At 33.9% G+C, this 15,755-nt stretch carries 8 protein-coding genes; 6 read left to right on the top strand and 2 right to left on the bottom strand.

From position 1 onward, the window contains the following. Nucleotides 1–160 precede the first annotated feature (160 nt). From DFQ10_RS03385 to DFQ10_RS03360, 6 genes are all read left to right on the top strand, one after another. Nucleotides 161–3,283 carry a TonB-dependent receptor gene (locus DFQ10_RS03385; RefSeq protein WP_115816002.1) on the top strand — a complete coding sequence of 1,041 codons (3,123 nt, stop codon included), beginning with the start codon at nucleotides 161–163 and terminating at the stop codon, nucleotides 3,281–3,283. 134 nt (nucleotides 3,284–3,417) lie between these two features. Then, complete coding sequence (locus DFQ10_RS03380; protein WP_220352399.1) at nucleotides 3,418–5,208, top strand: alpha-L-fucosidase; 1,791 nt, start codon at nucleotides 3,418–3,420, stop codon at nucleotides 5,206–5,208. Between the two features lie 10 nt (nucleotides 5,209–5,218). After that, entirely contained in the window at nucleotides 5,219–6,373 is a 1,155-nt protein-coding gene (locus DFQ10_RS03375) for a putative glycoside hydrolase (RefSeq protein WP_115816001.1), read from the top strand. 4 nt (nucleotides 6,374–6,377) lie between these two features. Further along, entirely contained in the window at nucleotides 6,378–7,928 is a 1,551-nt protein-coding gene (locus DFQ10_RS03370) for a sulfatase family protein (RefSeq protein WP_115816432.1), read from the top strand. A 13-nt stretch (nucleotides 7,929–7,941) separates the two neighbouring features. Next, entirely contained in the window at nucleotides 7,942–9,342 is a 1,401-nt protein-coding gene (locus DFQ10_RS03365; protein ID WP_181897564.1) for a sulfatase family protein, read from the top strand. 39 nt (nucleotides 9,343–9,381) lie between these two features. Continuing rightward, nucleotides 9,382–11,220, top strand: a complete 1,839-nt coding sequence (locus DFQ10_RS03360) for an arylsulfatase (protein ID WP_181897563.1) — start codon at nucleotides 9,382–9,384, stop codon at nucleotides 11,218–11,220. Between the two features lie 109 nt (nucleotides 11,221–11,329). On the opposite strand, the gene DFQ10_RS03355 is transcribed toward DFQ10_RS03360, so the two are convergent. Together DFQ10_RS03355 and DFQ10_RS03350 are read right to left on the bottom strand one after the other, a co-directional pair. After that, the gene (locus DFQ10_RS03355; protein ID WP_115815998.1) at nucleotides 11,330–12,427 is read right to left on the bottom strand and encodes a formylglycine-generating enzyme family protein; all 1,098 of its coding nucleotides are present in this window, start codon (nucleotides 12,425–12,427) and stop codon (nucleotides 11,330–11,332) included. Nucleotides 12,428–12,751: 324 nt separating this feature from the next. Beyond that, nucleotides 12,752–15,400: a T9SS type A sorting domain-containing protein gene (locus tag DFQ10_RS03350; protein WP_115815997.1), complete on the bottom strand. Its 2,649-nt coding sequence runs from the start codon at nucleotides 15,398–15,400 to the stop codon at nucleotides 12,752–12,754. Nucleotides 15,401–15,755: the final 355 nt, after the last annotated feature.

The following is a 15,755-nucleotide window of genomic DNA, read 5'->3' as shown; positions in this document are numbered from 1 at the left end:
CTCAATTCCGTCATTTTGTTGCTGTAAAAATTCAAAAGCACCTAGACTGCCTAGCGCTTAAATGTTTTGGTTGATTTGAGAAAATTTTAAAACGAACAGAGCAAGCTGATTTATCTTATTTGATACATATTTGTAGTCATACGAACTAACTCATCAAGTCATGAAAAAAAATAATTCTAAATGTTTATTGCTTTTGTTACTACTGCAATGCTTTATTGGTTTAGCACAAGAGCAATTTGTAACAGGTAAAATTACGGACGAAAACAACCTCCCGTTACCAGGAGCAAGTATTGTAGAAAAAGGCACTAAAAATGGCGCAACGACTAATATGGAAGGTGAATACACCATACAATTAAAGAATGCAGATGCTGTATTAGTGTTTTATTATATTGGTTTTAAGACTGTAGAATATCCTACAACAGGAAAGAATGTTATCAATGTCCAGATGAAAGCAGACTCTGAAGCTTTAGATGAAGTAGTTATTACTGTAGGTATTAGAAGCTCAGAATTAAAAGCCACTAGAGAAAAACGAGAAGCCACTAGCGTTATTGAAGCAATTACGCCAGAGGATATCGGAAGTTTTTCAGATGGTAACGTAACTGATGCTTTACAAAGAGTTGCAGGTGTGCAAATTGAGCGAAATGATGATGGTGTTTCTGGAGATAGAGTATCTATTAGAGGTATAGGGCCTCAGTTTGTGAAAATTACGATGAATGGTCGAGCACCAATTTCTGCTGGAAATGAAGGAAAATCGGATTTTAGAAAATTTAACTTAAATGTTATTCCTACAGAAATTATTAATGGAGCCAGAATTCACAAAACAACGCAGGCTAAAGAAATTGCTACAGATATTGGTGGTACAGTAGATTTTCAAACCTTAAGACCTTTAGATAACAGATATAAAAGAGGGAAGAATTATTTTGCTAGTGTTAATGTAAGAGGAGATAGTGATTCAGAGTTCGAAGATATAGATTTTGATACGAGATTATCAGGTGTGTTTGGAGGTAAAATAAATGACAAATTAGGAGCCGCTGTCTCAGTAGTTCACACTGATGATAATAGATACCGTGATGAATCGGGAATGCGAGGTTATAGAAATGTGGATTTTTATGAAGATACCAATAGTAATGGTGCTTTTGAAGATGGAGAGAATGTTTATGAAGGTATCTTAGTGCCAGCAACTATTAATAATGCTGTAAGAAAAGATAACAGAAAACAATTTGCATTATCAGCGGCAATTCAATATAAGCCAACAGATAAATTAGAGTTTTTACTAGATTACACCCTAACTAAATTAGAAGCTTTTTCAGACAGACAACAATTTCAAATATCAATGTCTACAGGTGGTGATAATGGTTTATTAGGAGTTAATAACTTCTTTACACCAGAAAGCCTTGTTTTTAATGGAAATAATTTAGCGTACATCAATGCAGCTGGTGCAGACCTGTCACGAGTGAATATTCAAAATAAAAATCAGTTTTATACAAATAATACCACAAATAATATAATAGGGTTGAATACCATATATAAGGAATCAGATAAATTGACTTTTAGTTTTGATTTATCGTATTCGGATTTAGATTTTTTCCAAGATTTAACGCAAATAACTGCAAGATTGGATGGAAGAGATTATGACAATAGTGCTATTAGTTTAGATTTGAGAGGTGAACTTCCTCTGTTTGGACTTCCAGATGAAATTTTAGATCCTACAGCGTTTGGTCTTAGATCTGCAGCAAAAAGACATATTAGAACTAAGGGCTATAATTATGCTTCAAGATTAGATGTAGAGTATGAACTTAATAAAAAGGTAAAATTCTCATTGGGTGCAAGATCAGCAATGACAGATTTTGAAGCTAGAGAAGCGCAAGCAGATGCTGAAGATATATATGGTGATTATACAGATGAGCAATTACAGCAATTTGTAGATCTTATTTCTTATGACAATTATTATATTCCAGGTGATTTTTTAGGCGGTGGAACAGGTTTAGACCAATGGATTAATATCCCTGGAAATGCCGTGTTAGATTTAACTCCAGGATTTAATAGTTTAAATGGTGGAAGTGTTTTTGATTTTGACAGACCTATAGATCAATTGGTTTCTGAGGAAGGTGATTTACAATTTAATCCTGCAAAATCTTATGGAGCGATAGAAAAAACCTTTTCTACCTATGCACAAGTTGATGCAAGAACAAGAATATTTGATATACCAGTGGTTTTAAATTTTGGAGTAAGAGCAATTAATACCATAAATGAATCAAGGGGATTTACCGGAGTAGAAATAGTTGATCCTATAGCAGAGACTAGTGGTGTAGTAAATGATGCTATATATCATGAAGTAGACAATTCTAGATGGGATGTGTTACCAAGTTTTAATGCCAATTTTAAAATAAAAAGAAATTTCAACTGGAGATTTAGCGCCGCAAAAGGAACATCTAGACCAAAATACAGAGATATGATGCCAAGTAATGAGGTGGTGTATTTAGATCCTACTTCTGCAATATTCGATCCTAGCTCAGCAGACTATGAGCCAAATTTAGGAACAAGTTTATATAGAGGAACAATTACGTCTGGAAATCCAAAGTTAAAGCCTTATTCTGCTTGGATGTATGATATGACACTTGAACTATACAGCAAAAATGGAGGTGCTATTATTGGTAGTGTTTTCTATAAGGATATTAAAAATTATATCGGACGTCAAACATTAAATGATCAAGCATATCCTGGAATAGAAGCATTAGGTGTAGCACTACCTGCAGGACAAGAAGATTTATTGTTCGATATTTCTACACCTATAAATATTACAAATGCACAACTTTATGGATTTGAAATAGGCTTTAATCATCACTTTACATTTTTACCTGGCTTTGCAAGTGGGTTTGGTTTACGAGCAAATTATTCTTTTGTTGAAAGTAATTTTGATGGAGCTGTTGGAGATGCCACTAATGGTTTCCCTGGAACATCTAAACACAACTTCAATACAGTGATGTACTATGAAAAGTACGGGTTCTCTTTTAGATTTACTGCAGCCTACAGAAGTAATTACTTAAGTAATTTGGGTGGTATTGGATCTACACGTGCAGATGAAGCACATTATACAGAAGGAACGACGCTTTTAGGCATCAATTTAAAATATAAAATTACAAAAAAGTTACAAGCAAGTGCAGGTGTAAGTAATCTTACAGGAGAAGATACACGTCGTTATATTGGAGATGACACTCAAAATTTAACGTCTTATTACCAAAGAACTCCGACTTGGAAAATTGGGTTGAGATACAGATTATAATCTAAAAAAAAAAATCTTGAGCGTCGTTAATGTATTCACCATTATTGACGACTCAAGAATATTGTAAATGATAAAAAAAAGTTGATGGTTTACATCTGCTTGTCAAAAAGTTTAAAATTAATAACAGTTCGAATATGTTTAATAATAGATGTTTTATATTTTCCGTTTTAGTAATGCTTGTTGGTGTTATGGCCATACATTCTCAAGATAAGAACAAAAAGGGAATGGAAGAAATGTGGGGAGAAACCACCGTTTCTGGAGATGCCTTAAAAAGTGGAAAAGCGAAGTTATTCGATGAAGGAAATTACGGCATGTTTATTCATTGGGGTTTGTTTTCAAACTTAGGTGGCGTATGGGAAGATAAGACGTATTATGGTATTGGAGAATGGTTAATGAGCAAGCGTGTTGCAAATATTTCTCCAAAAGACTATATGGAAACCGCGAAAACATTTAATCCTACTCAATTCGATGCCAAACAAATTGCTCAATTAGCCAAAGATGCTGGAATGAAATACATTATCATTACCAGTAAACATCATGAAGGTTTCGCTATGTTCGATTCTGAAGCAAGTGATTTCAATATTGTAGATGCTACTCCATTTGGTAGAGATCCAATGCACGAGTTATCTGCAGCTTGTAAAGAACTAGGACTTGGGTTCGGATTCTATTATTCGCATAATCAAGATTGGACAGCTCCAGGAGGTACTAGAGGTCCAGAAGTTGATGAAGACGGAAATAAAGTAGATTTTAAAGATTATTTCTACAATAAGTGTAAACCTCAAGTTAGAGAAATATGTACTAATTATGGCCAAATAGACTTTGTGTGGTTTGATACACCAGGAGATATGCCAAAAGAGTACGTGGTAGAATTAGCAGATATGGTAAGAGAGCTACAACCAAATGCTATGATGTGCAGTAGAGTAGGCTATGGCATGGGAGATTATGCTAGTATAGGTGATATGGAAGTACCAACTCGAAATGTCGAAGGTCTTTGGGAAACTTGTGATACAAACAACGATTCTTGGTCTTATGCTTGGTATGATAATAATTTTAAAAGTCCTAAAAAGATTTTAGGTCGTGTTATTGAAACAGTAGCTAGAGGTGGTACGTATTTATTTAACGTAGGTCCAGATAGCAATGGTGCCATTCCAAGTATTGGTATAGAATTTTTACAAGAGTCTGGTCGTTGGATTCAAAAATATCCACAAGTCGTTTATGATGCAGGTAGTTCTCCTTGGGGCTATGCATTACCTTGGGGAGATGTAACTACAAACGACAAATCGCTTTATTTATCTGTAGGTAAATGGCCAACAGATGGTAAACTATACCTGCCTGGTTTAAAATCTAAAGTGAAAAAAATCTCGCTTTTAGACGGATCAAAAAGTAGTTCTCTAAAATTTTCTAAAGACAATGATTGGTTAGTTATTGATGTACCTTACAAAGCTCCTGAAAAATTAATTTCTGTAATTGAAGTAGAACTTGAAGATGCAGAACCTATTGTAGAAACACACTTAGGCATCTATCCAAATGTATCTACCAGATTATTAACTGAATTCGGAAAAGCCGAAGGTGCAGAACAAAAAAACGTTCGCTGGATGGAGAAATTTGGTGAATGGAAACACGCCAACCAAGTAAGTAATTGGGAAGAAGATGGCATGGTATGTTGGGAAGTAAACGTTAAAGAACCTGGTTACTACTATTTAGATTTAGAATATAAAGGAGAAGGACGATTGGTTTGGAAAACAACAACAGATGAAGGTATAAAAGTTCAAAACCAACAAGCAGCCACTGACAAATATGCGTATCGTAGAATGGGAATTTTAGAGTTTAAGACAGCTGGTAATCATATTATAAAAACGTCTTTGGTTGAAGGTGATCCACAAACATCTAGTTTAAAATCTATTAAAATTTTACCAATAAAATAATGTAAGCATAATGAAGTTAACGTTTTTACATAAAAGTCTCTTTTTAATTGGTTTGGTCATATCTCAAGCTGCGTTTTCTCAAAACGATACACATTATCCAGAATTTAGTTGGGATAAGGTTCCTGTAGCATTCCACTTCGGAAAAAAAGGAGATCTTCTAACTAAAGCGGAGGCAAAATTCATTGCTTCACATTCCAACTTTACGGTATTAGAAAAAGCACACGGCTATCCAAAATACAAACATTCGGAAGAATCTATTGCTGCTGATGCTGAAGTTTTAAAAGCTCTAAACCCAGACATGAAAGTGGTATTTTATTGGAATGCCTTTTTAGATTACAGCATGTACAAAGCTCATGAAGACTATCAAACAAAATCAGATTGGTGGCTCAAAACAAAAAAAGGAGACTTAGATTTAAAAAGTGAGAAAACAAAGCGCTACGATTTATCTAATCCAGAAGTTAGAGATTGGTGGTCTGATGTTGCGAAAGATAATTTGAATAATAAAAATATCGATGGTGTTTTCTTTGATGCATTAAATCAGGTCACTAGTCCTGGAAATAAAAAATTGTGGGGAATTGAAAAGTATGATTCAATTCAGCAAGGCTTAAAAGATTTAATTAAAGAAACTAGAGCTAAAATTGGTGACGAAAAATTAATTGTGTATAACGGAATTCGTTCTACACCCCAAAGAAATACAGGCAATGATTTTCCAGATTTCACAGATGCCATAATGATTGAGCATTTTGGATATTTTAATAGCAAAACGAAAGAAAGTATGCTTAAGGATATTCAAGAAATGGAAAAAGCAGGTAAAACAGGTAAAATTGTAGTGTTTAAAACTTGGCCAGAAAATACATGGTTGAACAAAAAGTTTATGTCTAAATCTGAAAAAGAAAAAGAGAAAATTTCTAAAGAGCATTTAACTTTTGCACTAGCTTCTTTTTTAGCTGGAGCACAAAAACATTCTTATATTATTTATAATTGGGGCTATCGCTTAAATATGGGATCACTTTTATGGTATCCAGAATTTGACAAACCTCTAGGTAAACCTTTAGATGACATGCAAGTTAACGATTGGATTTTAACCAGAAATTACGAGCATGCCAGTATTTGGGTCGATTTAGAAAATAAGAAAGCCTCCATTGACTGGAAAAAACAAAGCTAACACTATGAAAATAGGCGCCTACTTTTATATTTTAATGTTGGTGTGCTTAACCGCTTGTCAACAACAAACAAAACCAACTAAACCAACTGCTACGGTTGATAAACCCAATATAATCATTTTTTATGCAGATGATATGGGTTATGGTGATTTGGCAATTCAAAATCCTCAATCTAAAATACCAACTCCAAATTTAGATCAATTAGCTAAAGAAGGGCTTTTAATGACAGAGGCTCATAGTTCTTCTGGCATTTGTACACCAAGTCGATATGCCTTGTTATCTGGTCGATACCATTGGAGAGATTTCAACGATATTGTGCACTCTATGGGCGAATCTGTTTTTAAAGAAAATCAGGTGACGTTGCCCAAAATCCTTAACAATAACGGTTACAAGACAGCTGCAATAGGCAAATGGCATTTAGGGTGGAATTGGGAAGCTATCAGAAAAAAAGACTTTACTCAAAAAGAAAAAGCGAAGCATGGAAAAAAAGAAATTGAAATTTGGCCAGCACAAGCTTATGATTGGGAAAAATCCATCCCTAAAGGACCGTTGTCCATTGGATTTGATTCTTACTTTGGTGATGGCACTATTAATTTTCCACCTTATACTTGGATAGAGAATGATAAAGTAAAAGAAGTTCCGACAATAACCTTACAACATCCCAAAAAAGATTTTGCATTAGAAGGTAATTGGGAATTAAGACCAGGACCAGCAGTTAAAGATTGGGATTTTTACAAGATTTTACCAACGGTTACTAGTTCTGCAGTCACCTTTATAAAAAATCAAGACAAAGCAGAGCAACCTTTCTTTTTATATATGGCCTTTCCTTCTCCTCATGCACCAATAATTCCGAATGAAGAATTTAGAGGAAAAAGCAATGCTGGGCCTTATGGTGATTATATGTATCAAACAGATGATGCTGTTGGACAAATTTTAGACGCTTTAAAAGCGATAGATGCTGACGAAAATACCATTGTTATTTTTACTTCAGACAATGGATCAGAGCACTATGCTTACAACCGCATTAAAAATTACGATCATAATAGTTCTAATCCATTTAGAGGCGTTAAAAGAGACATTTACGAAGGTGGACACCATGTTCCATTTATTGTAAAATGGCCTAATAAAATAAAACCAGGGACTAAGAGCACTCAGTTATTTAGCCAAATAGATATTCTAAATACTTTAGCGTCTATTACAAATAGCGATTTACCAAAAGGGTTTCAGCATGATAGTTTTAATTTTTCTGATGTATGGCTAACAAATACAAATGAACCTGTAAGAGAAACCATTGTTCATAATACTTGGGCTTCAAAATATGCGATTAGAAAAGGAGATTGGTTATACATTAATAATAAAGATGGTTACCACACTAGAATACCAAAATGGTTTGTAGAAGGGCAGCGTTTTGAAACCGCTAAGGATACTGTACAACTCTTCAATCTTAAAGACGATATAGGGCAAAACACTAATTTAGCAAGTCAATTTCCTGAGAAAGTCAATGAATTGGCTGCAGCATTAATCAACGAACAGAAAACAGAAACGTTTAAAAATTAACACTGAAATGATAATGAGTCCATTAAAATATATCACACTTTTATGTATTGCAATTGTGATGTATTCTTGTAATGATACTAAGAAGACCACTGTAATTGATAAAGAAACTGTAGTTAAATCAGGAGATTCACGGCCAAACATCATTTTTATTTTCGCAGATGATTGGGGTTATGGAGATTTGGGTGTTTATGGAAATACAGAAGTTGTTACTCCTAATCTAGATAAAATGGCTTCAGAAGGTACGCGATTTACACAGTTCCATGTAACTAGTGGTGTGTGTTCTCCGAGTAGATCGTCAGTTATAACAGGGCATTTTCCCGCAAGACATCGCGTCCATGGTCATTTTGCCGGAAATGAAGTGAATGAAAGACGCAATATGCCCAATTATTTAAATGATTCCTTACCAGTATACCTGCCTCAAACCATGCAACAAGCAGGCTATAAAACGGCACATTTTGGGAAATGGCATTTAGGAGGTGGTGGCAAACCTCATGGAGATCCTTCAGCTCCAGAGCCTAAAGTTTACGGCTACGATGAAGCTAGAGTTTGGAACGGCAATGGACCAACTTGGAAAGGAGATCAAAAATGGGAAACCACACGATTTATGGATACGGATACCTTATGGGTACAAAGCTCTAGTAGAATTGCTGTAGATGAAACAATTGATTTTATTAAGGAAAATAAAGACAAACAGCCCATGTTTGTCAACCTTTGGTTAAAAGATCCACATACACCTTTATGGCCTTCAGAAGCACAACGTGAATCTTTTAAAGGCTTATCACCAAGCAAAGAAACCTATTATGCCGTTTTAAAAGATGCTGATTTTCATGTTGGACGCTTATTAGACTCCATATCTGAAATGGGATTAGATGACAACACACTAATTATTTTTTCAAGTGATAATGGACCAGCAGCTTACGGACCATCATTAGAAGCAGCATCGACAGCAGGTTTAAAAGGAAGAAAAGTAGATATTTATGAAGGAGGAGTTGTGGTGCCTTTAATTGTAAAATGGAAAAATCATGTTGAAAAAAATAAGGTAGATTCTACAAGTGTACTATCTACAGTAGATTTACTGCCAACGTTTGCAAGTTTAGCAGAAATAGAATTGCCAAACGATTATGCTATTGATGGAGAAAATATCAGCTCTATTTTAGAAAATAATAGCTTTAAAAGAACAAAACCATTATTTTGGGAATGGCGTTTCCCAAAAGAGAATTCAAATCATTGGGCAAAGGGAGCGGTTAGACATGGAGACTGGAAACTTTTACTTAATGAAGACATTAGTAAAGAAGAACTCTACAATATTTCTAAAGATCCGTTTGAAAAAAATAATGTAGCAGAAAACAATAAACAAGTGGTGAGCGAACTTAAAAGTCTGTGGAAAGATTGGAAAAAAGACTTGCCTAAATAGGATAAACAAATAGTATCTATGTTCAAAAACAGAATCAAAATGAATAAAAAAATAATAGTATTAATGGCGCTTATGGGATTTACATTGTCATGTACGTCTCAATCAAAAAAAATAGCAACAACCAAAAAAGCAAAGCAGCCTAACGTCATTGTAATCATCACAGACGACCAAGGTTATGGTGATTTAGGTGCTCATGGTAACACCTTAGTTAAAACGCCTGCTTTAGACAAATTTCATGATGACTCTGTTCGTTTAACAGACTTTCATGTTGGTCCAACATGTGCTCCTTCAAGATCTGGTTTAATGACCGGAAGATATGCAGATAGAGTTGGTGTTTGGCATACGATAGGTGGCGTTTCTATTTTACGAGAAGATGAAGTGACTATGGCTGATGTGTTTCAAGAAAATGGTTACGAAACAGCGATGTTTGGTAAATGGCATTTAGGAGATACCTACCCTTCTAGACCACAAGACAAAGGTTTTAAATACACCATTACACATGGTGGTGGTGGAGTTGGTCAGACTCCAGATTATTGGGATAATGATTATTTTGATGATACTTATTTTAAAAACGGTGTACCTACTAAGTACGAAGGCTATTGTACAGATGTTTGGTTTGATGAGGCTATTAAATATATTGAAGAAAAGAAAGACGAACCATTTTTCGCTTATATTTCTACAAACGCACCTCACCTACCCTATAATGTTCCAGAAGACTATTATAACAAATACAAAGATTTAGACATTCCTGAGTTTCAAAAAATATTTTATGGAATGATTACCAATGTCGATGACAACTTTGCGAAACTTCAAAAGAAACTTAAAGAATTAAATATTGCAGATAATACGATTCTTATTTTCATGACAGATAACGGAACTGCTTCAGGATATAAAACAGTTGGAGGTAAATTATACGGTTTCAATGGTGGCATGAAAGGCACAAAAAACAGTGAGTATGAAGGTGGACACAGAGTACCGTTTTTTATATCATATCCAGATAAGAATATTAAAGGCGGTAGAGATGTGAATGACTTAACGGCTCATTTAGATATTTTACCAACCTTAGCGACCTTATGTAATTTAGAATTACCTGAAAGACAAAAAGAAATGGATGGTTCAGATATTTCATCACTTCTATCAGGAACTAAAGAAACAATTGGTAGAGACTATCTTATTACAGATTCGCAACGTGTACAAAGCCCTATAAAATGGAGAAAAAGTGCCGTGATGTCAGACAAAATGAGATTAGTTAATGGTACAGAATTATATGATGTTTCTAAAGATCCAGGTCAAGAAAATGACTTAGCAGCACAGTTTCCTGAAAAAGTAGAGCAAATGCGAGGCTATTATAATGAATGGTGGAGTTCTGTATCTACAGAGTTTAATCAGTTTCCGATTATTGTTTTAGGATCAGATCAACAAAATCCTATAGAACTAACGTGTCATGATACACATGTACACGATTCTAAAATTCCATGGAATCAGAATTATATTAGAGAAGCGAAAAAAAATCCAATAGGAGGTGAATTTACGGTTGCGTTTGAACAATCAGGAACTTACACTATTGAATTAAGCAGATGGCCTTTTGAATCTAATTTAGCAATAAATGCAGCTGTAGCAGGAAAAAAAGGCACCATTTCTACGGAATCTATTAGCGATGGCAGAACAATGAACTTTAAATCTGGTGGAGTAAAAATTGGAGCTTGGGAACAAACTAAGACAGTAGAAAACGATGCTAAAATTATAAGATTTACAGGTAATTTTACTAAAGGAGAAACAGATATGAGCGCTTGGTTTACAACCAATGAAGGTGAAGATTGGGGAGCGTTTTATATTAGAGTAACTAGAGTATCAAAAGAATTTTCTTTACTAGACTAACCGTTTTAGAGATTACGCTTTAGAAACACGTATTGCAAATGATTTTATGAAATAAAAAAAGGGAAAGTTAGATTTCCCTTTTTTTAGTGATATATGTGAAAGATATACGTTATTCTTTAGTAGCTAACATATCTGGTGTAGCAACTGTTCTAAAGCCCATATGATCAGACCCAGAATCTACTGAAACACCCATTTTAGCAGAAATTCTATAACTTGCACAGTAAGAGGCATGGCACAAAAATGAACCACCTTTCATAACGTGTTCAACTTGATACGGATTATTAGGGTTGAAATGTTTATTAGGTCCTTTAGGATTTACAATAGGTTTAGACGTATCTAATTCATTATAATATTTTACACTAAAAAAGTCACTCGTAATTTCCCATACATTCCCAGCCATATCATATAACCCAATACTATTTGGAGGATACGATTTTACAGGTGAAATAAACTCAAATCCATCCTGAGACTCATTATTTGTAGGAAATATACCTTGCCAAGTATTAGCATTAGCATCTAATTTTGCAGCATCATTTCCCCAAGTAAAAATGGTGTTTGGATTTTTACCTTGAGCAGCAGATTCCCACTCTGCTTCTGTTGGCAAACGTCTATTAGCCCATTTACAATATGCTATAGCATCTTGATAAGCCACATGCACTACAGGATAATCGTCTTTACCTTCTATAGTAGATTCTGGACCATAAGGATGTTTCCAATCAGCGCCTGTCTTCCATGTCCACCACTGTCCATAATTTTCCATGTTTACAACAGCATTTACATCTTTGTTAAAAATTAAACTACCAGGTTGCAAGATAGAATCATGAGGTTTTGGTGTGTTCGGAGGCAATTCTTTTTTCATCTCTTCCCAATCAATCTCTCGTTCCGCAATTGTCATATAATTTGTAGCATCCACAAACGCTTTAAACTGCTTGTTTGTAACCTCTGTAACATCTATATAAAAACCATCAACAGTAACCATATGAGCAGGCTTTTCTCTTGGCATGGCATAATTATCAGAATCTTTAGCTCCTTGTAAAAAAGTGTTTTTATCAACCCAAATCATACCGTCAGGAGCTTCAATTTTCGAAATTGGTTTTGATTCAGAAGATATATTCTCTTTTTCGTTTTTACAGCTAGAAAGTGTTAAGAACTGTAACATAATAATAGAATAATAGACGAATTGCTTTTTTATATTTTGATGATACATGTTGGTTTTATTTTAAATGTAATTATTTAGAAATGTATTCTTCCTGTATTAACGGACGAATTGTATAGTTGTTTTGCAAATACTCCATTATTCACGTTATAAATAAACGAATTTTGAGCCTTACTGTTACAAGTATTTCCCACTAATTTTAATAGTTTGAAATATTTCGCTTACAAAACATCTTCACTAATTAGACTGAACTTAGAAGAAATTATTGATGATAAAAAAAACGCAATATTTTAAAAAATATCACGTTTTTTTTCTACTATTAATCAATTCAAGGTTATGACTATTCTCAATAAATTATAACCTCAATTACACATTTTAATTAACAATTATTTTTTGAGTCTTACTTTGTGTTTTACTTTTTAATTCTACAATATAAACTCCTGTTTTTAGAGCATTGACATCAATAGTGTTGGTGTTATTTGAAGTATCTAAAGCTTGTTGTAATACTAATCTACCTTGCATATCGTAAATTACCGCTGTAGTATCAGTGTTTAATTGACCTTTAACAACGACTGTTTTTGATACTTGCTCTGAATAAATATTTAAACCGTTTAATAGATTATCCTTTGTAGATAATGTTGTTGGTGTGAAATGTACGTAGAATCGCCCTGTTCCACTTAATTCAGCAGATGGTGTAAATATATAATCGCTATTGTTTAATAACGTCCAAGTATTAGCTACATTATCTTCTAAGTATACATTAATATGAGAAGGAATAGAAACCGTTTCAGCATCTAAACCAATAGTTAACTGTGTACCTGCATCACCATTAACACCAAGTGGCACAACCACATCGTTTAAATCATTATAAGGTAAGGCTTGAATCGCAAACTCTAAACCTTCATTATCTTCAACTAGATTAGTATAAATACCATTAGTAGAACCTGTAAAAGCAGCAGCATCATAACCTGGATCTAAACCTCTTGTTTGATTGTCTGCAAAGTATATTTTAGTCGTTTGAGTAGATGATTCGTTGGATAAGAATAATTCTGATAACACAAAATTAGGTGTCGCTGTTCTACCTGCAATAAAATCATCGGAAGTTCCAATAGTTCTCATTGCTGGTTTAAAGGTTATTGTTCCGCCAGATATCGTTCTGACAAAGAAACCTTGACCTGGCACAAAATCTGACGTGTTAAATGAATTCCAAACTGTAAAATTACTACCATCCGAATCATCTGCATCATAACCATAAACTGCTTGGTAAGCTCCACTACCTCCATTTATCTCACCCGAGTTTTCAGTCCAAAAGGCATCAAAGTCTAAATACGAAGGGTAAGGATTTCCTATTAAGTTCCATTTACCATAAGTTGGATCACCTCCATCTGTAAGCCCAATAAATACATCTGTTGTTGGCGAGTCTGGTTGTGCTTGAAATACAACTGTACCTCCACTATTAGTTGCGGCTCTATACCCTTTACCAAGAACAATATCCTTAGTAGCATCATTTACAGTATCCCAATTTTCGTATACACCATCAACATTATTAAAAGGACCAAATAATTTTTGTGTAGTCGTAGAAGGGTTTTCATAAAGATTAACACTTGATGCTTCAAAAGTACTAAAGGTTTGAGAAACAGGAGAAGCTATCAAATCATTACCTGGCCTTGAATTTACCCATTTATTATATCTAATATTACCAGTAATATTTCCTTTTAAAATTAAACTTCCTGAACTTGTACTAGAAGAGCTTGCTCTAAGTGCATCTTTTGTTATTGCATCTCCATTTACAATAAGCGAATACCCAGGCTGAATATCTAAAATTTCTTGAACTCCAGTAGTATGTTCTATTGTTATATTATTTATTGTTAGGTTAGAGTTTAAATCTACTTTACCATGTATTACTACATTATCAGTCGGTAAAGAAGGGATTTTTCCACCTATCCAAGTAGAACTATCTTCCCAATTAATATCTTGACCTGGTGTTGTAGTATAAGTATTATGTATAATATAACCATCTACATCTTGAGTAAGAGTACCATCTGCAGGTTCTACTCCATCTAAAAGCCAAGTGTCTAATATGGCTTGAGGTACCGTTGTTGCTGTTGTTCCTATTCTAAGCACTCCAGGCGCGTAGTTTTGTAAATCCACTACACCTTCAGTAGTAGATGTAGTATATGAAGAAAATTGTACAAGATTGACACCATCAGCAAAGACTAAACTTAAAGGTCTAGTATTTACTCTTAAGTAACCCAAATTACTTTGGTTTTGATTAAATGTAACTACAGATGTATTATTTGCTTGAACATCTTTGTAAATATCACCCTCAAATTGATCTGCTACGTTAAAAGTAATAGAAGCAGAACCTTCTAATTCTATTGTAGTTCCCGTACTAATTTTACTAGTACTATTAAAAATAAAAGGATGATTTCTATTTTTAAAATCCCCAGAAAAAGTTGAAAAATCTGAAGTAGCCCCAAAAGTAGCTCCTCCATTCCCAGTACTATTTATAGTATTAAAAAGTCCACTTCCGATTACTTCTCCATTAAACTCAAAAGCATTTGATGATTCATTTTGTAACGTAAGACCAAAAGTATCTGAATCAATAGTATTACCATTTGCAAAAATAGTTGTAGCACCTGCTATATTTTCGAATCTTCCATTAATACCTAAAGTTAGGTTACAATCAACGGTAGTTATTCCTGCAAAATTATTTACTATAAGATCATTTGCAACTGCAGTAGTAAGGGTTAAAGTAGAATTTGAAGGACTACTAATTGTTATAGCAGCATTTATTAACAAATTTCCAACAGTTGTATCAGCATCAATATCTACATTGGCCTCTAGAGTTGCAGTACCAGTTGCATCTGCGATTATTCCACCTGTCCAGTTTGTTGGTGTAGACCATAAGCCATCTCCAGCTCCAGCATTATTTGTAAAAGTTCCATCAACTTGTGCGTTTAGTTGAGAACTACTAAAAGCTAGGAAAGCTAGAAGTATTAAAAATTGTAATTGTTTTTTCATAGATTTAGGATTGTAATGTATTATAACCGCAAATATACGCGTTTAATCGTAAAAACTACTTGCTTAATTCACCCAAAAACATTCTCATTTCTTGTAAAATCCTTTATTTACAAGGCTTTTAACAATATATCACTAATAACCAACAATCTAGACAACATTATTAGAAATAAGAAAATATACCTAAACAGATATCCTTAATGTGCAAATTAATTACATCAAACATATAACTTACCAAACTTAAGATTCTAAAATCATCTTAAATACAAATATCTTTAACCGATATAAATGGTTAGCTTTTTGTCTCTATGTCACCACCTTCACAAACCTAATTCTTGTGATTATTTTATTTCTTTTT

Source organism: Winogradskyella eximia, from assembly GCF_003386165.1.
In the GTDB taxonomy this organism is placed as follows: Bacteria; Bacteroidota; Bacteroidia; order Flavobacteriales; family Flavobacteriaceae; genus Winogradskyella; species Winogradskyella eximia.
Note: the sequence above shows the minus strand (reverse complement) of the source record. Positions and strands in the feature narration are given on the sequence as shown.

Coding starts and splice junctions, on each gene's coding strand:
- DFQ10_RS03375 (WP_115816001.1), top strand. CDS start 5,219: ATGAAGTTAACGTTTTTACATAAAAGTCTCTTTTTAATTGGTTTGGTC.
- DFQ10_RS03370 (WP_115816432.1), top strand. CDS start 6,378: ATGAAAATAGGCGCCTACTTTTATATTTTAATGTTGGTGTGCTTAACC.
- DFQ10_RS03360 (WP_181897563.1), top strand. CDS start 9,382: ATGAATAAAAAAATAATAGTATTAATGGCGCTTATGGGATTTACATTG.
- DFQ10_RS03355 (WP_115815998.1), bottom strand. CDS start 12,427: ATGTATCATCAAAATATAAAAAAGCAATTCGTCTATTATTCTATTATT.
- DFQ10_RS03350 (WP_115815997.1), bottom strand. CDS start 15,400: ATGAAAAAACAATTACAATTTTTAATACTTCTAGCTTTCCTAGCTTTT.
- DFQ10_RS03385 (WP_115816002.1), top strand. CDS start 161: ATGAAAAAAAATAATTCTAAATGTTTATTGCTTTTGTTACTACTGCAA.
- DFQ10_RS03380 (WP_220352399.1), top strand. CDS start 3,418: ATGTTTAATAATAGATGTTTTATATTTTCCGTTTTAGTAATGCTTGTT.
- DFQ10_RS03365 (WP_181897564.1), top strand. CDS start 7,942: ATGAGTCCATTAAAATATATCACACTTTTATGTATTGCAATTGTGATG.